The sequence below is a fragment of the Lactococcus sp. UBA7128 genome (assembly GCF_002492185.1).
Classification (GTDB): Bacteria; Bacillota; Bacilli; order Lactobacillales; family Streptococcaceae; genus Lactococcus; species Lactococcus muris.
On record NZ_DKXK01000001.1, the window covers coordinates 34,507 to 52,326 of the forward strand.

Annotated in this window: 20 protein-coding genes; all 20 read left to right on the forward strand. The window is 39.8% G+C overall.

What is annotated here, in order from left to right; translation table 11 throughout:
* Positions 1–8: 8 nt before the first annotated feature.
* The 20 genes from B4H39_RS00145 (at position 9) to B4H39_RS00240 (ending at position 17,664) form a co-directional block, all read left to right on the forward strand.
* Positions 9–1,250 carry a hydroxymethylglutaryl-CoA reductase, degradative gene (locus B4H39_RS00145; RefSeq protein WP_251421015.1) on the forward strand — a complete coding sequence of 414 codons (1,242 nt, stop codon included), beginning with the start codon at positions 9–11 and terminating at the stop codon, positions 1,248–1,250.
* Between the two features lie 85 nt (positions 1,251–1,335).
* Positions 1,336–1,608, forward strand: coding sequence for a 30S ribosomal protein S16 (gene rpsP, locus B4H39_RS00150; protein ID WP_202231392.1), 273 nt, complete (start codon positions 1,336–1,338; stop codon positions 1,606–1,608).
* 76 nt (positions 1,609–1,684) lie between these two features.
* Complete coding sequence (locus B4H39_RS00155; protein ID WP_202231393.1) at positions 1,685–1,924, forward strand: KH domain-containing protein; 240 nt, start codon at positions 1,685–1,687, stop codon at positions 1,922–1,924.
* A gap of 412 nt (positions 1,925–2,336) precedes the next feature.
* Positions 2,337–2,741 (forward strand): Spx/MgsR family RNA polymerase-binding regulatory protein, encoded by a 405-nt coding sequence (locus tag B4H39_RS00160; protein ID WP_251421013.1) that lies wholly within the window; start codon positions 2,337–2,339, stop codon positions 2,739–2,741.
* Positions 2,742–3,010: 269 nt separating this feature from the next.
* On the forward strand, positions 3,011–3,874 hold the full coding sequence (locus tag B4H39_RS00165; protein WP_251421012.1) for a M15 family metallopeptidase: 864 nt from the start codon (positions 3,011–3,013) through the stop codon (positions 3,872–3,874).
* A 76-nt stretch (positions 3,875–3,950) separates the two neighbouring features.
* Positions 3,951–4,667 carry a response regulator transcription factor gene (locus tag B4H39_RS00170; RefSeq protein ID WP_202231396.1) on the forward strand — a complete coding sequence of 239 codons (717 nt, stop codon included), beginning with the start codon at positions 3,951–3,953 and terminating at the stop codon, positions 4,665–4,667.
* Between the two features lie 443 nt (positions 4,668–5,110).
* Positions 5,111–6,061, forward strand: a complete 951-nt coding sequence (locus B4H39_RS00175) for a sensor histidine kinase (RefSeq protein ID WP_251421010.1) — start codon at positions 5,111–5,113, stop codon at positions 6,059–6,061.
* An 89-nt stretch (positions 6,062–6,150) separates the two neighbouring features.
* Positions 6,151–8,352, forward strand: a complete 2,202-nt coding sequence (locus B4H39_RS00180; RefSeq protein WP_251421008.1) for an ATP-binding cassette domain-containing protein — start codon at positions 6,151–6,153, stop codon at positions 8,350–8,352.
* An 8-nt stretch (positions 8,353–8,360) separates the two neighbouring features.
* Positions 8,361–8,702: a DsrE family protein gene (locus B4H39_RS00185; RefSeq protein ID WP_286927466.1), complete on the forward strand. Its 342-nt coding sequence runs from the start codon at positions 8,361–8,363 to the stop codon at positions 8,700–8,702.
* Positions 8,703–8,873: 171 nt separating this feature from the next.
* Positions 8,874–9,971, forward strand: a complete 1,098-nt coding sequence (locus B4H39_RS00190) for a YdcF family protein (protein WP_251421004.1) — start codon at positions 8,874–8,876, stop codon at positions 9,969–9,971.
* Between the two features lie 231 nt (positions 9,972–10,202).
* Entirely contained in the window at positions 10,203–10,571 is a 369-nt protein-coding gene (locus tag B4H39_RS00195; protein ID WP_251421002.1) for a YxeA family protein, read from the forward strand.
* A gap of 62 nt (positions 10,572–10,633) precedes the next feature.
* Positions 10,634–11,419 (forward strand): ABC transporter ATP-binding protein, encoded by a 786-nt coding sequence (locus B4H39_RS00200; RefSeq protein WP_251421000.1) that lies wholly within the window; start codon positions 10,634–10,636, stop codon positions 11,417–11,419.
* Positions 11,412–13,412: an FtsX-like permease family protein gene (locus tag B4H39_RS00205; RefSeq protein ID WP_251420998.1), complete on the forward strand. Its 2,001-nt coding sequence runs from the start codon at positions 11,412–11,414 to the stop codon at positions 13,410–13,412. The genes B4H39_RS00200 and B4H39_RS00205 overlap by 8 nt, the downstream gene beginning before the upstream one ends.
* 75 nt (positions 13,413–13,487) lie before the next feature.
* Entirely contained in the window at positions 13,488–13,790 is a 303-nt protein-coding gene (locus tag B4H39_RS00210) for a hypothetical protein (protein ID WP_251420996.1), read from the forward strand.
* Positions 13,791–13,836: 46 nt separating this feature from the next.
* On the forward strand, positions 13,837–14,340 hold the full coding sequence (locus tag B4H39_RS00215) for a hypothetical protein (RefSeq protein WP_251420994.1): 504 nt from the start codon (positions 13,837–13,839) through the stop codon (positions 14,338–14,340).
* A 230-nt stretch (positions 14,341–14,570) separates the two neighbouring features.
* On the forward strand, positions 14,571–15,086 hold the full coding sequence (gene rimM, locus B4H39_RS00220; protein WP_251420993.1) for a ribosome maturation factor RimM: 516 nt from the start codon (positions 14,571–14,573) through the stop codon (positions 15,084–15,086).
* Position 15,087: 1 nt separating this feature from the next.
* The gene (gene trmD, locus B4H39_RS00225; RefSeq protein WP_251420991.1) at positions 15,088–15,819 is read left to right on the forward strand and encodes a tRNA (guanosine(37)-N1)-methyltransferase TrmD; all 732 of its coding nucleotides are present in this window, start codon (positions 15,088–15,090) and stop codon (positions 15,817–15,819) included.
* A complete protein-coding gene (locus tag B4H39_RS00230; RefSeq protein WP_202229318.1) occupies positions 15,816–16,400 on the forward strand; it encodes an HAD-IA family hydrolase in 585 nt (194 codons plus the stop codon). The genes trmD and B4H39_RS00230 overlap by 4 nt, the downstream gene beginning before the upstream one ends.
* Positions 16,397–16,795 carry a DUF1149 family protein gene (locus B4H39_RS00235; RefSeq protein ID WP_202229320.1) on the forward strand — a complete coding sequence of 133 codons (399 nt, stop codon included), beginning with the start codon at positions 16,397–16,399 and terminating at the stop codon, positions 16,793–16,795. Before B4H39_RS00230 ends, B4H39_RS00235 begins: the two co-directional genes overlap by 4 nt.
* A gap of 23 nt (positions 16,796–16,818) precedes the next feature.
* Entirely contained in the window at positions 16,819–17,664 is an 846-nt protein-coding gene (locus tag B4H39_RS00240) for a DegV family protein (RefSeq protein ID WP_251420988.1), read from the forward strand.
* Positions 17,665–17,820 lie beyond the last annotated feature (156 nt).

The window sequence follows — 17,820 nt, forward strand, 5'->3', positions numbered from 1 at the left end:
CAATGAATATGAAGAAAAAATTTTACCAAATGAGTCCAGCAGAGCGTCTGGATTTTCTTGACTTAAAGTCAGAAACAAGACAAATTTTAGAAGAAACAGTACTTGATGCGGCTTTAGCAGACAATCTTATCGAAAACCAAGTCAGTGAATTTGAGTTACCCATGGGTTTGGCGCAAAACTTTGTCATTAATGGCAAAAAATACCTCGTCCCAATGGTCACCGAAGAACCTTCTGTGATTGCAGCCGCAAGTAATGGGGCAAAGATAGCTGGAGAATTTCAAACAGTACTTGCAGAGCGGTTAATGCGGGGGCAGATTGTTTTTTATGATGTCGAGCAGGCGGAACAATTAATGCAGACTATTGAAGAAAATCAAGCCGGAATTTTTCGTGCTGCAAAAGAAGCTTATCCCTCCATTGTTAAACGTGGCGGTGGTTTACGACATGTGAGCAGCAGGGCTTTCGAAGCAGAAGGGTTTGTATCCGTTGATTTTAAAGTGGATGTGAAAGATGCGATGGGAGCGAATATTGTGAATGCCATATTGGAAGGCGTTGCTAATCTTTTTCGCACATGGTTTCCAGAGCAAAAAATCTTGTTCAGTATCTTGAGCAATTATGCTACAGAGTCCTTGGTTAAAGTCAGTTGTGAAATTCCCGTTGAGCGACTGAATAAAGGAAATAATGGACAAGAAGTTGCTGAAAAAATTCAGGCGGCTTCACGTTTTTCTAAAATCGACCCTTACCGTGCAGCCACACATAATAAAGGCATTATGAATGGCATCAATGCAGTTGTTCTCGCCACAGGAAATGACACACGCGCCGTAGCCTCAGGAATTCATGCTTATGCAAGCAAGGAGGGGAGTTACCAAGGTCTGGCGGAGTGGCATGCAAAGGACGGCATACTATTTGGAAGCCTTGAGCTCCCCTTGCCAGTGGCCACAGTTGGTGGCGCAGTAAAAGTTTTACCCAAAGCTCAAGCAGCTTTAGAACTCTTAGAAATTACAGAGGCAAAAGACTTAGCACAGGTCATTGCTGCAGTGGGCTTAGCGCAAAACTTGGCGGCCCTACGTGCCTTAGTTTCTGAAGGAATACAGCAAGGACATATGAGTTTACAAGTCCGTGCCTTAGCAATGACAGTGGGCGCTAAAGACGAAGAAATCACTATTTTGAGTGAAAAACTCCGCCAAGAAAAGGTAATGAATCAAGCGATAGCCGAAAAACTTTTGCTGAAAATCCGTCAAAATAATAAATAAAAATGCTGTCAAGTTTTTTTCTTGACAGGACAAAATTTTATGCTATAATAGTTAGGTAATAAAAAATAGAAATAGGAAATATAACATGTCTGTAAAAATTCGTTTAACTCGCATGGGTTCAAAGAAAAAACCTTACTACCGTATCAACGTTGCTGATTCACGTTCACCACGTGATGGTCGTTTCATCGAAACAGTTGGAACTTACAACCCACTTGTAGCTGAAAACCAAGTGACTTTGAAAGAAGAACGCGTTATGGAATGGCTTAACAATGGTGCACAACCATCTGATACAGTTCGTAATATTCTTTCAAAAGCTGGTATTATGAAAAAGTTCCACGAACAAAAATACAGCAAATAATTATAAAAGCGGCAGAGGCCGTTTTTTGTCAATTTCACAATAATTTGGACTATTTTAGTCAGAGTAGAGGTAAGAAATGCAAAAAGATGTGAAAGAACTTGTGATGACTATTGTGAAACCTTTGGTTACAGATCCAGATGCGGTTTCGCTGGAAGTTGTCGAGGGCGAAGAATTTATGGAGTACCACTTAGAAGTGGCTGAAGGAGACATTGGCCGTATTATTGGCCGTCAAGGTCGTATCATTCAAGCCATCCGTACAGTAGTTTACTTTGTACCCGTTGAAGGGAAGAAAGTTCGTCTTTTGGTTGACCAATAAAATATTCTTGTAAACGTATTTTATATTATTGTAGACAAGCAGCCCCGAAATTCGGAGCTGTTTTGTTGTCTTAGAAGAAGCACTGAATAAATGGTTAAAAACATGCCAATTTTGGCTTAAAATGAAAAGTTATTACCCAGCACTCTTAAATAGATGTGTGATGTTTAGTGAAGCATAAGTGAGATATTTTTTGAAAAAGAGTCCTTGAAGTGCAGTGATAGTCTGATTGTGTAGCCATTTTTCCTAGAGTGGATACAGTAGATTCTTAAGGAAGACAGTTGAGAGGTTTAAATTTAGTTTAAGGAATGGTTAACTCAGAAATAAGAAAAAAATAGTAAATTAAAAGTACTGCTTTAAAATTTTTACTAGAAAGCTCCTAATAATTAATAATAATGAAAAGAGGAGGAAATCCATGATTAAGCTATATACGGCAGCAGCTAACTCATCATCACAAAAGGTAAGAAGATGGCTTAAAGAGCATCAACTTGAGTATAAGGAAATAGATTTAACAAAAGATGAACTGACAAAAGAAGAAGTGCTTGCTATTTTTTCTTTAACGGAGGAGGGCTCAGATGATGTGATTACGCGTAGAGGCAAAGCAATACAGAGTCTAAAGGAGGACTTTTACTCACTGACCATTAAAGAACTCATACAAGCCATTGTTGATAACCCGATGTTACTCCGTCAACCCTTAATCATTGATAATAATCATCTTCAGGTGGGTTACCATGAAGAAGATATCCGTAAATTTTTGCCTCGAGAAGTTCGTAAAGTGATGATTAAGGATTTTGCTAAAAAAAGGAAAGCTATGAAATGATATAAGAATATTGGCATAGAAGGGGGGTGAAACAAAAGCCGAGAGAGACTGATTTTACTCAAACCCATAAAAGAAAAAATGCTTGACCATGGAATTTTTATGTGCCGTGGTTGAGCGTTTTTCATTATTTTTGTACCATCATCCCAAGCTCTTTTTGTTAAAAAATTTTGATAGGCTTTCCTATTCTTTGATAAATCTTAAGATTTCACTTGAAAAAACTTAAAGCTTCTTTGATAAATTAAGGTTAGCGTTAAATATAAAGGAGTTTTATGATGCGTAAAAATAAAAGTCGAAAAAGAAAAGACCACGTAATTCTTTTAGTTCTAGTATCAGCTATTGCTGTTGTCTTTGGTCTGCGGTCATATTTTAGTCAAGTACAAACTACTTTTCTACCTGTTCTAGCAGGTGAGCAACAAGAAGCTGAGGTACAAGAAGAGGCGACTATGATTACGATATCTCTGTCAGACATAGTTGATACAAAAAATTTACAACTTGTGAATAGTGAATATGCTTTTGCTTCTAATGGATCTGTACCAGATTTGGTCAGTAGTAATAACGGTCTTTTTTTAAGAACAGATGTTCTAACTGCTGTTTCTAGCCTTCTCAATGATACGCGTAATGCGGTAGGGGGACAGCTCATCCTTAATAGCGGCTACCGAACGGCTGAAGAACAAGAGCAACTTTATTTTAATACAGCAGATAAAGCCTATGTACAAGAAGCTGGACATAGTGAACATGAGACAGGTCTTGCTGCGGATATCGCGATTCAAAATGTCGCTGATGTTGAAAACTCACCTCAATCACAGTACCTTATCAAAAATGCTTGGAAGTACGGTTTTATTCTGCGTTATCCTGGAGATAAGACAGCAATAACAGGCATTGCAAACGAACCTTGGCACTTCCGTTATGTGGGAGAAGTGCACGCCCAATACATGACAGAGCACGAGCTTGTCCTTGAAGAATATATCGAAAGACTAAAAAAGGTAGGAAGTTATCGTTTGAATAAAGGGGGAAAGAACTACACAGTTCGTTACGAAACCCCACATGATAACCAGTTACAGTTACCAAATGATGCGCAATATGAAATTTCAAGCGATAATACAGGAGGTTACATTATCACGAGTTGGAAATAGGAAGTTCAGAAATTAGACTGAGCATCAAAGGAAACATGATAAAATAGAAATTAAGAAAAGTCCGAAAGGAAGGCACATGGTGTATACAGTTTTAGTATGTGATGACGACCAAGATATCCGCAATGCCCTCAAAATATATCTGGAGCAAGAAGATTATCAGGTCTTGCAAGCCAGTCATGGCAAAGAAGCCATAGAAATTATCGCTCAACATGAAGTCCATTTGATTTTACTTGACGTGATGATGCCTGTTTTAGATGGAATCTCGACAGCCGTGAAGATTCGGGAAACTTCAAATATTCCTATCATCTTTCTATCAGCTAAAGCAGAGGATACAGACCGTGTTCTAGGTCTGAAGATGGGAGCTGATGATTATGTCAATAAGCCCTTTAACCCAATTGAATTACTGGCGCGTGTGGATGCAACCTTGCGGCGCTATGCACGTTTAGGCGGTTTAGAAGGGCAAGCGCTTTCTGAGGAAAAATCAGAAAGTCAGTATCAAAACGGCGGATTAGTGCTGGATACTGTTCAGAAGCAAGCGAGGATTGACGGGCGAGAGTTGACTCTGACGGCGATAGAGTACAAGATTTTACAGCTTCTAATAACGCACTTAGACCAGGTATTCAGCTCAGAACAAATCTATGAGAAGGTTTGGAAGGAATCAGCCTTTCAAGCTAGTAAAACAGTATCTGTGCATATTCGCCATCTGCGTGAAAAAATTGAGATTAATCCGAAAGAGCCACAGTACATCAAAGTTATCTATGGTCTGGGCTATAAAATGGTAACGATAAAATGAAAAAGATAATGACAGCCAATTTTACCAAAATTTTTCTTCTTTTCCTTGCCTTTATTTTTGCTCAAAGTTTTTTCCGGGGGTTAAGCACAACTTATAATTATTATATGGCTTCCTTTTGGGGTAATTTTCTTACATTCAATGCGAAGCTTTCAGCCTTTTTGAGCCTTGTTTTTGCCTTTCTTTTTGTACTTTCAATCGTCAGAGATAAGCGGACAAAGCCAATTTCTCCCTCTTTACGACAGCTTGACTTGTCCTTACTGCTCTTCACTAGCTTCTTTAGCATTTTTATGACTTATAACTTGCTAAGGAACTATGAGTCAGGAAGCTTGACCTTCATTCTCTCCTTGCTTACCATGTTCCTTACGGGTCTAGTTTTCTGGGAAGTTTTTCTGCGCATAAAAGAGAGAAATCTACACTTTCTGTGGCCAACGTTTATTAGAAGAATGGCTGAGAAAAAAGCTCTTTTATTCGCGATGGGGCTTCCTTTGGCAGGGATTTTCCTTTATTTTTTAGTCTCTGTTTTGACCTGGTTTGTTATCCCTGTGATGCGGACCAACAGTGGATTGATTGTGCGCATGCCTAACAATCACACGATTTTTAATCATTTACTGCTCTCCTCTTTTTTGGCTCTTTTGTTTGCTGCTATGACTTTTTTAATGGATTTTATCTTGAAAGAAGATCAAAACTATGAAAAGACTAACCAAGAAAAACTGCGTGCCGAACGCTTTAAAGCAGAGTTGATTACAAATATGTCGCACGATATGAAAACACCCTTGACCAGTTTGATTAACTACGTGGATTTACTGAAAAAACTACCTATTGACCAGCCTAAATTTAAGGAATATACCGAAGTTTTAGAACGGAAATCCCTTCGTCTCAAACACTTGATTGTTGATTTACTTGAAGCCTCAAAGATAGGTACAGGTAATGTTCAGCTGAATTTTGAAGCCATTGATGTGACCGAAATGCTGGGACAAATCACAGGCGAGTTTGAGGACGACTTTCTCAAGAAAGAATTAACCCTTGTTCTTCGTTTACCAGAGCATCCTTGTTTTCTCAACATTGACAGCCAGCATTTTTACCGTGTGCTTGAAAATCTTTTGAGTAATAGTTTGAAGTACAGTCTGGAAAAAACACGTGTTTTTCTAGAATTAAGAGAAAAAGAAGGTCAAGTCGAGATTCAGCTCAAGAATACCTCTAAGAACCCGATAGAACTAGAGAGTTCAGAGCTGACCGAGCAGTTTATCCGTGGAGATCGTGCACGTACACAGGAGGGACACGGGTTAGGGCTTTATATTTCGAAAAATCTAGTTGAACTCATGAAAGGACAGTTTAAAGTTCAAGTTACAGGTGATTTATTTGTGGCAGAGCTGACTTTTAGTCCAGAGGTCTAATTCTGATTTTCTGATATTATTTTGCAGATACCATGAGAATTGCTATACTGGATGAGCAACGAATAAAAATGAAAAATAGGGAGAAAACTATGTCTGAGACGATTCGTGTGATTGCAGATAATGTCAATAATTTAAAAAATGTATCGCTTGAGATTCCCAAGAAGAAGATTACCGTCTTTACTGGTGTCTCTGGCTCAGGAAAATCAAGCCTTGTTTTTGATACGCTGGCCGATGAGTCCCAACGTCTTTTAAATGAAACTTTTCCGGCCTTTGTTCGGCAGTTCTTACCTAAATATGAACGTCCCAATGTTGAGCGGATTGAAAATCTTCCAGCCTCTATCGTGATTGACCAAAAAACTCTGGGAGGCAATGCTCGGTCGACTCTCGCGACCATCACGGATATCGCACCTGTTATCCGGCATCTTTTTTCAAGTGGGGGACAGCCTCAACTTGGTGTGGATCATTTTTCCTTTAATCTGCCTGCAGGGATGTGTCCAGACTGTCAAGGTATTGGTAAAAAACTAGAACTTAAAATGGAACTTTTTGTCGATATGGAACGCTCCCTCAACGATGGAGCAGTCCTCTTTAAGCCCTATCAAAAAATTGTCAAAATGTATGTGGAAAATGGTCTTTTTGATGGCGAAAAGCTACTGAAAGACTTCACAGAAGAAGAGCTAGATCGCCTTTATCACGGCAAAGAAGTCGGTAAGATTAAGATGGGCGAATACAATCTTACCTATGAGGGCATAGTTGATAAGTTTAACCGTGGCTTTTTACAGAAAGAAGGAGATTTGTCCGCAGCTGCGCAAAAGACACTGGCAACTTATACGCATGAAGCCCTTTGCCCGACCTGTCAAGGCAAACGACTAAATCAAGAATCTCTAGCGGTACGTTGGTCTGGCTATGGTTTTGCGGACTTGATGAGCATGGAACTTACGGATTTAAGCGATGTTCTGGCTCAACTTGAAGGAACTGAACACCTCAAACAACAGATTGATCATCTTATCGCGCTTGGACTGGGCTATCTCAGTCTTGACCGTGAAACGTCCACCTTGTCGGGTGGTGAGTCACAGCGTGTTAAGTTAGTGAAACATTTGAATAATGCTTTATCAGACATGCTCTATATTTTTGATGAACCTTCTGTCGGTCTGCATCCGAGAGATGTTGCGCGGATTAATGCTATCTTTACGAAGTTAAGAGACAAAGGGAATACGGTTTTGATTATCGAGCATGATCCGGATGTGATTAAGATCGCGGACTGGGTGGTGGAAGTTGGTCCTGCGGCTGGCGTTCATGGTGGGGAGATTATGTTTGAGGGCAGCTATGCGCAACTGCTTCAGTCCGACTGTTTGACAGGGAAACATCTTGCTCAGATGATACCGATTAATGCGACACCTCGACAAGCGACTCACTTTTATCAAGGGAAAGTTTCCAGCGCCAACAATCTTAAAAAGCAAGGGCTTGATATTCCGCAAGGTCTGCTTACCGTTTTGACAGGTGTAGCAGGCTCAGGAAAGTCAACGCTTGTGGAGCATTCACTTAGAGCAGCATACCCCGAAGCTGTCATGGTAACACAAGCCAGTTTGGCTGCTAATAGTCGTTCCAACCCAGCGACTTTTATTGGGATTATGGATGCGATTAGAAAAGCTTTTGCTAAAGAAAATGATGAGAAGCCCAGTCTTTTCAGCTACAACTCAGAAGGAGCTTGCCCTGCTTGTGAAGGCCGTGGTTCTATCGAGTCTAGTTTAGCCTTCATGGAAACAGTAAAACAAACCTGTGAACTTTGCCAAGGCAAACGTTATAAGGCAGAGGCTCTTGCCTTTAAATATCAAGGGAAAGCTATCACGGAAGTACTGGAACTAACGATAGAAGAAGCCCTAGACTTTTTCAAGAGTATTCCAGCCATCAAGAAAAAAGTAAAAGCCATGAACGAAGTCGGACTTGGTTATCTGACTCTGGGACAGTCTACCAGCACTTTATCTGGTGGTGAACGCCAACGCTTGAAGTTAGCCAATGAGTTTTATCAGAAAGGCAATCTGTTCATCCTTGATGAACCTTCGACAGGCTTGCATCTGTCCGATATCAGCCGTTTGATGAAGATTATGAATCATTTTGTTGAGCAAGGCAATACCTTGATTGTGATTGAGCATCAGCTGGATATTATTCGTCAAGCGGATTGGATTATTGACGTGGGTCCAGAAGTTGGTTCAGCAGGTGGCGAGGTAATTTATGCAGGACCACCGGCAGGATTACGAGAGTGTGCAGCTTCACTTACTGCCCAATACCTCTAATAGGAGAAATGAAAATGTTACAAGTCGTTTTGCATATCAATGAAAACCAAAAATGGCAAGCCCTTCTGTCCAATGTAGAAAACTTTCAAATCTGGCTAGCAGAGCGCAAGGAAGCAGGAAATATTGAAATTTTAGTGAATGGAGAAGCAGTCGACAAAGTTCTTCAGGACTCATCCGTAAATCTTGCGAAAGTTTTAAAAACAGGTGTAAAAATTGCTGTGTGCCAAAATTCTTTAAATGCGCGCGCTTATACACCAGAAATGCTGCAAGAAGGTTGCACAGTTGTCCCAGCTGGTATCGTGGAACTCGTCCAAAAACAGCATTTGGGTTTTGCTTATGTTAAACCATGAGCGGCTCAGAGACTTCACATACAGAGAGGTTTGCAAAACTTTGTGAACACAAGAGTAAGAAAAGCGTCACATAAGTTGCGCTTTTTTTATCGTTTCTAGTAAGGGTGCTGATTTTTAAGCGTCTTTCTGATTGCATTAGGTTTCAGTTCTCTTATTTGCTAAAATAAAACTATGGGAAATGATATTGTGAACAATAATGACTTTGGTTTTTTTGTTGTCGGTTTGATTTTGACTGCTATTTTTGCTTTTATGTCACTCTTTTTTTGGTGGAAAAGAAAGCGACTGCGCGATTTACGAACCTTGACACTAGGACGTTTGACTTTTTTATATTTATTTTGTTTGCTTGTGGCATTAAATGGTCTACTTGGATCGATGCTTGTTTTGACCGATGGTGGGCGCGGCATTTGGCTGTTTTTATTAGGTATTGAAGTTGTAGTTTTTATGATTTTTTCAATGTTTCTTGGGCTAGTTATTCCTCTTGGTATCGTTATTCTTACAGTAAAGATGTGGCGGCGTGAAACGAGGACTGTGGCTAATCTTCTCCTTCCAATAGTTGTTCTTTTTTTCTTAGTTATTGATGGTATTTTTCTTGCTATGGGCAATTTACCAGAGCACTGGCAATGGCTTTCCGTTTTGAGTTGGGTTTTTCCTCTCTTGTCACTTTATTTGGCTTGGCAGTTTACAGTCTTTTTTCTATCAAGTTGGGTGTATGGCAGACGCACACGTAAACTTGAAGCAGCTTTTCATGTCGTGCTCGGTGCGGGCTTGATTGATGGTGAACGTGTCGGAATATTACTTGGAAACCGTATTAAAGCAGCAGTTCAAGCTGTTCGTGATGACCAAACTATTGTGGTTTTTTCTGGTGGCCAAGGAACAGATGAGAAAGTATCGGAAGCCTCAGCTATGCAAAAATATGCCCACGAAGAGCTTGGTTTTCCATCCGAGCGTACGCTTTTGGAGGAAAAATCACGTACAACATATGAAAATCTAGTTTTCTCATCAGAATTAATCAAGGCGAGATTTCTTTTCTTTACATCAGATTATCATGTTTTTCGAGCAGCTCTTTTTGCAGCCGCTCTTGGCTTAGAGGCAGAGGGTGGCAGAGGCGGAAAAACTGCAATGTATTATCGTGTTCCGGCATTTATCCGTGAGTTTATTGCGGTGTTAAATACCGAGAAAAAGAAACATATGATTTGGGTGGCAACAATTATTGGCCTTCTGTTTATTATTACGGTGATACAGCTTTTTCTTTATTATTATGTGCCCTAAAAGTTTTAAATAAATATAGCGAGCAGCTCCCTTGATATGAAGCTGTTTTTTTAGTTTTACGTTTTTATGCAAAACATTACAAAAGTGTAAGCGTCATTTCTTTAATATTGCTTTATAATAAAAATGTGCCTGAATGAAGCGGGAAATATATTTCATTGAAATAATTCAGAGAATAGGGGGGCTGCTTCGGACACGTAAAAACAGTAAATAATGAAGGAAAAGAAAGTGACAATGAAAAAAACTATAAAACTAATGCTCGGAATACTTGCTCTGGCTATAGCTTTACCGACAGGCGCTTATCTCTACTACAATCATGTGTGGCGCGGTGGTGACGTAACCTACACCCAAATTACCAGTGCAGGCGTTGAAAAACCATGGAAGCAAGAGGGTGGAGGTCTGAGCGTTCTTTATGATTATGCAGGAACGCAGTATGATGAAGAAGGGCAAGCTCAGGAGGTTCCACTCATGGCCAGCAAGCAACTCCGCCAAGGCGCTTATCTGAAAGTGACTTATAATCAAAAACGAAAGCTCATCACCAATTGGTCAGAAATCACCAAAGCACAAGTCCCGAAAAAAGCTCTGGAACAGCTTGAAAAGTAAAGACAAACAGACAAGAAAGGAAGAAATCTAGTCACTTAAAGATTAGATTCATACATTAAACCATGCTCTTAGAAGTAAAACACCTTAAAAAAGTTTTCAAGACACGTTTCTCTAAGGAGGAGACAACAGCCCTTAGTGATGTTGACTTTACTGTTGATCAGGGTGAATACATCGCCATCATGGGAGAGTCAGGTTCTGGGAAAACGACCCTGCTGAATATTCTGTCCACACTGGAAAAACCGACTTCAGGACAAGTCTTACTCCACGGAAAAGATATCACCGCCATCAAGGATAAGGACTTGTCTGCTTTTCGTCGGCGTCATTTGGGCTTTGTCTTTCAAGATTTTAACCTGCTGGATACGCTCAATGTTCGTGACAATATTTTTCTGCCGCTTGTCCTCTCGAAAGAAAATATCAAAACGATGCAAACAAGACTGGCGCTGCTGGCACCGAAACTGCAGATTGACGACCTGCTTGAAAAACAGCCTTTTGAGCTCTCTGGCGGACAGAAACAGCGAGTTGCTGTAGCACGAGCACTTATCTCACAACCTGATCTTATCTTGGCTGATGAACCAACAGCTGCTTTGGATTATAAAAACTCAGAGGCGCTTCTCAACCTTTTTGAAGAAATTAACAAGAGTGGTCAAACCATCATTATGGTTACCCACTCGAGTTTGGCGGCTAGTCATGCCAAGCGCGTGCTCTTTATCAAGGACGGTATGCTGTATCATCAGCTCTATCGTGGAGAAAAAACGTCAACAGCCTTTGCTAAGGAAATCACGCTCTCGATGACAGCTTTCCTTGGCAGTACAGAAGTACATGATACGAAAGGAGTTCAAGATGCTTAGTTTTAAATTGGCTCAGAAAAACATGAAAAAGGGTTTTCAAGCTTTTACGCCCTTTCTGATGGCTTCTGTCACGATGTTTGTCATGCTTTTTGTGACGGCTTCTATTGGGCTGTCACCAACTATTGAAAAGCTTCCCGGTGGTAATTCTGTCGCTCAGCTGATGGGCTTTGCCTTACTTGTGCTCATCATCTTTTCCTTGATGATTTTAGTGTACAGTTATCGCTTTCTCCAGTTGCAGCGCTCGCGGGAGTTTGGCTTGTATGATATCCTAGGCTTTGGTAAAGCCAGTATTATCAAGGTTGCTTTTTGGGAACTTTTATTTACCTATCTTACAGCCACTCTTATCGGTACGATTGTGGGGATTGCTTTTGCCAAATTCCTTTACTTGATTTTTGTCAATCTTATCGGTGGTGACTATTTTAATCTAATAATTAGTCCCTTAGCGATTGTTTTAGTGGCAGGGATTTACTTGTTCTTTTTCTTGCTTTTACTTGTTATTGGGGCTGTGCTTATCCTTAAAAGTTCAAGTTTGGATATGCTTCGTGAAGAGACAAAAGGCGAGAAGGAGCCCAAGTCCAATGTCTTCACGGCACTTCTTGCTTTGCTTTTTCTAGCTGCGGGTTATTTTATCGCCTTGACGGTGGATAATCCTATCGTGGCATTGTTACGATTTTTCATTGCTGTTCTTTTGGTGATTTTTGGGACTTATTTTTTCTATGTGAGTTTTACCATTTGGTACCTCAAACGCAAGAAAAAACAGGATTCTTACTATCAACCGCATCATTTTATTACCATCAGTTCGATGCTGTATCGGATGAAGGCTAATGCTGTCGGTCTTGGAAATATCACAATCTTACTGTCGATGACGGTGGTGACTGTTGTTGTCAGTTTAGGAGTATTTTTTGGAACAGCAGATATGGTAGAAAACCAGTTTCCAAAAGAGGCACAGATTATTTCGACTCAAGAAAACAATTCCCGTGCAGAACTGACGGCTCTGACGGAGCAGATTGCTGCGGAGAGCGGTGTGCCTATCGAAAATCTTTCCAGCATCTATGTCTCGCAAGATGTCGAAGCCAGTCGTGCAACTTCAAGCGCGGACCAATTTGTCACACAAGAAGAGCTGGGCAGTATGCTGGATGAAAACCATTATTTGATGACCATGACGACTGCGGAGAGTTTGGTATCTTTGGGAAATAAAGATGTACAACATTTGTCTGAAAATCAAGTGCTGCTGGTTGACTTATCAGATGGGAAAGCCTCATCCGCCGGTATCAAGACAGTCAACTGGCACGGACAGACCTATCAAGTTGCTGGGCATCTGACAGAACTGAAAAACTTCCCCGCAGAGATGACCATGTCAAACTCACTCATGCTGGTCTTTGCAAATGAAGCTACGCTCAACCAGGCTTTATCAGCCTATAATCAGTCCAATTATGCTGAGAATACTCCAGGCATGAACGAATCAGCTATGACTTTAACCCTATTTGACCTCCCAGAAGCAGACCAAGCAAGGTTTGAAACAGCTTTTAATGAAAATCAAGAAGCGCAAAGGGCTTATAATGTCCTCACTTTCCGCAGTCAAGCCTTGCAAAATCAAAAAGCACAGATCGGAGGCTTTGTCTTTATTGGCTTTGTTCTGGGAATCAGCTTTATCCTCGGTGCAGCCTTGATTATCTACTATAAGCAGCTTTCTGAAGGTACACAAGATAAAAGGAGCTTCAAAATTCTTCAAGAAGCAGGCTTTTCCAAAGAACAGGTTCAGAAAACTATCCGTTCACAGGTTCGTATGATTTTCTTCTTGCCACTGCTGGTCACCGTCCTGCATTTTGCAGGTGCTTATCGTATGATTAGTCAGATGATTATGCTTTTTGGGGTGACGGATGGTCGCTTAACACTCATCATCAGTCTGATTACTTTAGCTGTTCTATCCGGAATTTATTATCTTATCTATAAGGCAACCAGCCGTGTTTATTATAAGATAGTGAAGCGGTAAGTTGCTTCAGCCGTAAATCATGTGGTCTTCTTGAGGAAAAGTGATAAAATAGTAAAAAACAAAGGAGATACAAAAATGGGACTTTTTGATTTTGCGAAAAACTTGGATTTGGGGAGCTTGACTGACCAAGCGCAAGAGCTTTTAGGCGGGAATGTTGTCGAAACACTTTCTAATGCAGTCGGTGGCGACTTGTCAGAAGTAACCAATAATGTGGCGGAAAATGTGCCAGCAGACTTAGCTGACCAAGCAGGAAATCTAGTAGACGGGGCGCGTGAAAATGCGAGTGGTCTACTAGACACTGCTTCTGAGCAGTTACCTGATCTTGGCGAGCAGGCAGGTGGAGCAGTAGAGGGACTTAAGGACTTGCTTGGTCTGTGAAAAAATATATGTGCTTGATTGAGGCGAGAGAGGAAGAAAGCAGCGAATGGAATACAGACTAAGTGGAAAAATCAGCGAAAAAGCATTTTATGAGATGCAGCGCTTCAATGTGCGAAAAGCAAAGCTTGTATTTTTACTTGTCTTCAATCTTGTGATATTAGCTGTATTTTTGCGGGACAATGCTTATGATTCTTTGTTTTTCTGGATTTTCACTGCTTTCTTTTTACTGGCTTTTAATTTTTTGCTCTCTTTTTTGATGAGGTATACTCTCAAAATCAAGAGCAGAAAAGCCTATAGGAGTGGTAAGAAACTGAATGGTCTTCCTCGACAAATCCATATTACTGCACAGGAAATCCAGCAGAACACATCTTTTTCGACTATGACCATAACACCTGACATGGTCTACAAGGTAGCCCATAATAATGATCGGGAAATCTACATCTATTTGGCTACGAATCAAATATTGATTTTGAGCAAAGACTGGCTTGAAAATGGAGAATGGGCGGATTTTATAACTTTTATTAAGAAGAACTGGGAACCTAAAAAATAAAGAATAAAAACCATTAGAAAATTGAGTGCAGGCAAAAGTTAGAATGTTAGTCCAACTTTTTTGGAGCGCACCAAATGTCAATGGTTTTTTACTGTATTCCCCTAGCAATAAGAGATGCAAGGGGTGTAATAAGTGATATGGGAGTAGAATTTCGTCTAAAATAGCCGAATTTGAAGACATGATCTGCGGCGTATAAGGAAATAATACATGAATTGTGTTAAAATATCAGTATGACAAAATTTTACAATGTAGGCACAATAGTGAATACACAAGGACTTCAAGGAGAAGTACGTGTAATTTCAGTTACTGATTTTGCTGAGGAACGTTTTGCAAAAAATACAGTTTTGGCTCTTTTTGACAAAAAAGGAAATTATGTCCAAGATTTGAAGGTTAAAACGGCGCGTAGACAAAAGAATTTTTATATCATTAAATTTGAAGGATTATATCATATCAACGAAGTTGAAGCCTTTAAAGATTTTAGTTTAAAAATAGCCGAAGATAAGCTAACAGAACTGGATGAAGGCGAGTTTTACTATCACGAAATCATTGGTCTAGACGTTTATGAGCAGGACAAATTAATTGGTCAGATTAAAGAAATTTTGCAACCAGGGGCTAATGATGTTTGGGTGGTCAAGCGTAAAGGAAAACGTGATTTGCTTCTCCCCTATATCCCACCAGTAGTGTTGAATGTAGATTTAAAAGCTAGAAGAGTTGATGTAGAAATTATGGAAGGTTTAGACGATTAAGATGAAAGTCGATATTTTAACAATCTTTCCACACATGTTTGACTCACTTAACCAGTCTATAGTCGGTAAAGCTCAGGAGAAAGGCCTGCTTGAACTCCATACGCATGATTTTCGTGAAAATGCGAGTAACAAGCAACGCCATGTAGATGATATGCCCTATGGCGGTGGTCATGGGATGCTTCTTATGCCTCAGCCCATCTATGATACAATGGATAAAATTCCTCATGAAAATGCGCGTGTCATTTTGCTGGATCCGGCAGGAAAACGTTACAACCAAAAAATGGCAGAAGAACTGGCGAAAGAGGAGCATTTGATTTTTATATGTGGGCATTACGAAGGCTATGATGAACGTATCAAAGACTTAGTAACTGATGAAATCTCTCTTGGTGATTTTGTTTTGACAGGAGGGGAAGTAGCAGCTACAGTTATTGTTGATTCCGTCGTACGCTTACTTCCCGGAGCTTTAGGCAAGGCAGCGAGTCATGAAGACGATTCTTTCTCGTCAGGATTACTTGAGTATCCACAGTATACACGACCAGAAGATTTTCGAGGCAAAAAAGTCCCAAGTGTGTTAATGTCTGGTCATCATGAAAATATTCGTAAATGGCGTTTGACCGAGAGCTTGAAAAAAACTTTAGCACGACGTCCGGACTTATTGGAGAAATATGAGCTTAATGAGGAAGAGCAACAAATTTTGAATCAGCTCAAACAGGAAAGTGAAAGTTCTTTATGATGTGGAAAAATTACATTTGGGATTTTGATGGGACACTTTTTGATACTTATCCTGTTATGCTAGAAGCATTGAGTGAAGCTATGAAACAGTCTTCCGTAGAATTTCCTGGGGACTTAGAGGCTTATGTTAAGCGTTTTTCGATTCAGAAATTTGCACATGAATTTGCCAATCAGGATTTTTTGGACTTGTATCACAAAATAGAAGCAGAGCGTCAAAAGAATCCTCAAGCTTATGCCGAAATTCCTAAAATTTTGTCAAAAATTGTTGAAGATGGGGGACAAAATTTTGTCCTAAGTCACCGTGATAATTCTACTTTTGAATATCTAGGTGATTTAAAAAAATACTTCACGGAAGTAATTACGAGCAAGCAAAACTTTGAACGTAAACCAAGCCCTGAAGCCTTGGAATATTTACTCAACAAATATAAACTTGTGCCAGAAGAAACTGTTATGGTTGGAGATCGCCCGCTGGATATTGAAGCAGGAAGAAATGCAGGCATTGCAACTGTGCTCTTGGATGAGAAAGAGTACTTTGGAGACATTGCCGATAAAAAAATAAAAAATTGGAGTGAATGGAGATGACATTAACATTAGAACGCGACAAGGAATTTGTAAATCAATTTCACTATGACGCACGTAATTATGAGTGGGAAAAAGAAAATGGAACACCTGAAACAAACATTAATGTACAGTTTCAGCTACTTCCGCATGAGCAGATTCCCCAAGGAAAAGTTGCGGCAGAGGATACAGCAATTTATGCGATTTTAACATACATGATTCCATTAGAGAATATTGTATTGTCAGGTATGCTCAGTCAGCTTAACTATGTTCGCGGACGTCAAGTAAAAGAGCAATCGGAGTTAGCTCAGGAGGAAATGGCACAACTTGCTGCTCCACTTTTTGATTTATTGAAACGTTTAGTGTACGAAACAACAGAGGTTGCCCTTGATCAACCGGGCATTAACCTTCAATTTTAAGGATTTTTTCAAGATTATTTATTATGAAATTAGCAATTATTACAGATACTTCAGCAGATTTTGCTGAACAATATAAAAATCGTGACGACTTAATCATTTTGGAAATCCCTATTTCTATTGAGGGAAAAGAGTATAGACCAAGTGAAATGACACATCAAGAGTGGTACAAACTTATGGCTGCTACTTCAGAAGTTCCTAAAACCTCCCAGCCGAGTGTTGTTGAGTTAGAAGAAATACTGAAAAAACTCAAACAAGAGGGATATACTCATGTTTTAGGAATTTTCTTGAGCTCAGGAATCTCTGGTTTTTTCCAAAACGCCTTTTATTTACAAGATGAATTTGAAGATATGGTCGTGAAATTCCCTGAAACATTTATTACATCCAGTCTTCTTGGCTACATGATTGAAACAGCTTTAGATGCAGCTGACGCTGGAAAGTCTTTTGAAGAGATTGTTGAACAGTTCGAGTACCAAAGAGACCATGATAATGCATTTATGCTTGTAGATGATTTGCACTGGCTAGCTAAAGGAGGACGTCTTTCACGTGGAGGCGAACTCCTCGGCACATTGCTTAATATCAAACCCATTCTACAATTCTCAGAAGATGGTAAAGTTGTAGTATATGACAAGGTAAGAACAAGCAAGAAAGCCACATCAGAACTTAAAAAACTTATGCTTGCGAATAGTGACCCCAAAACTCATAAAGTTTATGTTTTACATGCCGATGCAGAAGAACGCGCTAAGGAGCTTTACGATTTTGCCAAAAAGCATGGTTATGACGATGTAGAAATCGTAACGTTTGGTCCAGTTATTGCAACACATCTTGGCTTGGGAGCTATTGCTTACGGCTTTTCTCCTAAGAAAGGATGATTTGTATAAAAATAAAAAAGGATGTTATCAGTGTATAGCATGTTTTTTTATTTTGTTGTAAAAAAAAGAAACAGGATTGTACAGCTAATGTAACCGGAAACATTAAAAAAGAATCTGGAGGAGGAAACAAAAATTCTCAGCTTTTGTTTGACTTTA

Bases quoted from the DNA above. Each gene is read 5' to 3' on its own strand.
- B4H39_RS00170 (WP_202231396.1), top strand. From the start codon at position 3,951: ATGGTGTATACAGTTTTAGTATGTGATGACGACCAAGATATCCGCAAT.
- B4H39_RS00215 (WP_251420994.1), top strand. From the start codon at position 13,837: ATGGAATACAGACTAAGTGGAAAAATCAGCGAAAAAGCATTTTATGAG.
- B4H39_RS00210 (WP_251420996.1), top strand. From the start codon at position 13,488: ATGGGACTTTTTGATTTTGCGAAAAACTTGGATTTGGGGAGCTTGACT.
- B4H39_RS00230 (WP_202229318.1), top strand. From the start codon at position 15,816: ATGATGTGGAAAAATTACATTTGGGATTTTGATGGGACACTTTTTGAT.
- B4H39_RS00200 (WP_251421000.1), top strand. From the start codon at position 10,634: ATGCTCTTAGAAGTAAAACACCTTAAAAAAGTTTTCAAGACACGTTTC.
- B4H39_RS00160 (WP_251421013.1), top strand. From the start codon at position 2,337: ATGATTAAGCTATATACGGCAGCAGCTAACTCATCATCACAAAAGGTA.
- B4H39_RS00190 (WP_251421004.1), top strand. From the start codon at position 8,874: ATGGGAAATGATATTGTGAACAATAATGACTTTGGTTTTTTTGTTGTC.
- B4H39_RS00175 (WP_251421010.1), top strand. From the start codon at position 5,111: ATGGCTGAGAAAAAAGCTCTTTTATTCGCGATGGGGCTTCCTTTGGCA.
- B4H39_RS00145 (WP_251421015.1), top strand. From the start codon at position 9: ATGAAGAAAAAATTTTACCAAATGAGTCCAGCAGAGCGTCTGGATTTT.
- B4H39_RS00205 (WP_251420998.1), top strand. From the start codon at position 11,412: ATGCTTAGTTTTAAATTGGCTCAGAAAAACATGAAAAAGGGTTTTCAA.
- B4H39_RS00195 (WP_251421002.1), top strand. From the start codon at position 10,203: ATGAAAAAAACTATAAAACTAATGCTCGGAATACTTGCTCTGGCTATA.
- B4H39_RS00155 (WP_202231393.1), top strand. From the start codon at position 1,685: ATGCAAAAAGATGTGAAAGAACTTGTGATGACTATTGTGAAACCTTTG.
- B4H39_RS00185 (WP_286927466.1), top strand. From the start codon at position 8,361: ATGAAAATGTTACAAGTCGTTTTGCATATCAATGAAAACCAAAAATGG.
- rimM (WP_251420993.1), top strand. From the start codon at position 14,571: ATGACAAAATTTTACAATGTAGGCACAATAGTGAATACACAAGGACTT.
- B4H39_RS00165 (WP_251421012.1), top strand. From the start codon at position 3,011: ATGATGCGTAAAAATAAAAGTCGAAAAAGAAAAGACCACGTAATTCTT.
- B4H39_RS00180 (WP_251421008.1), top strand. From the start codon at position 6,151: ATGTCTGAGACGATTCGTGTGATTGCAGATAATGTCAATAATTTAAAA.
- rpsP (WP_202231392.1), top strand. From the start codon at position 1,336: ATGTCTGTAAAAATTCGTTTAACTCGCATGGGTTCAAAGAAAAAACCT.
- trmD (WP_251420991.1), top strand. From the start codon at position 15,088: ATGAAAGTCGATATTTTAACAATCTTTCCACACATGTTTGACTCACTT.
- B4H39_RS00235 (WP_202229320.1), top strand. From the start codon at position 16,397: ATGACATTAACATTAGAACGCGACAAGGAATTTGTAAATCAATTTCAC.
- B4H39_RS00240 (WP_251420988.1), top strand. From the start codon at position 16,819: ATGAAATTAGCAATTATTACAGATACTTCAGCAGATTTTGCTGAACAA.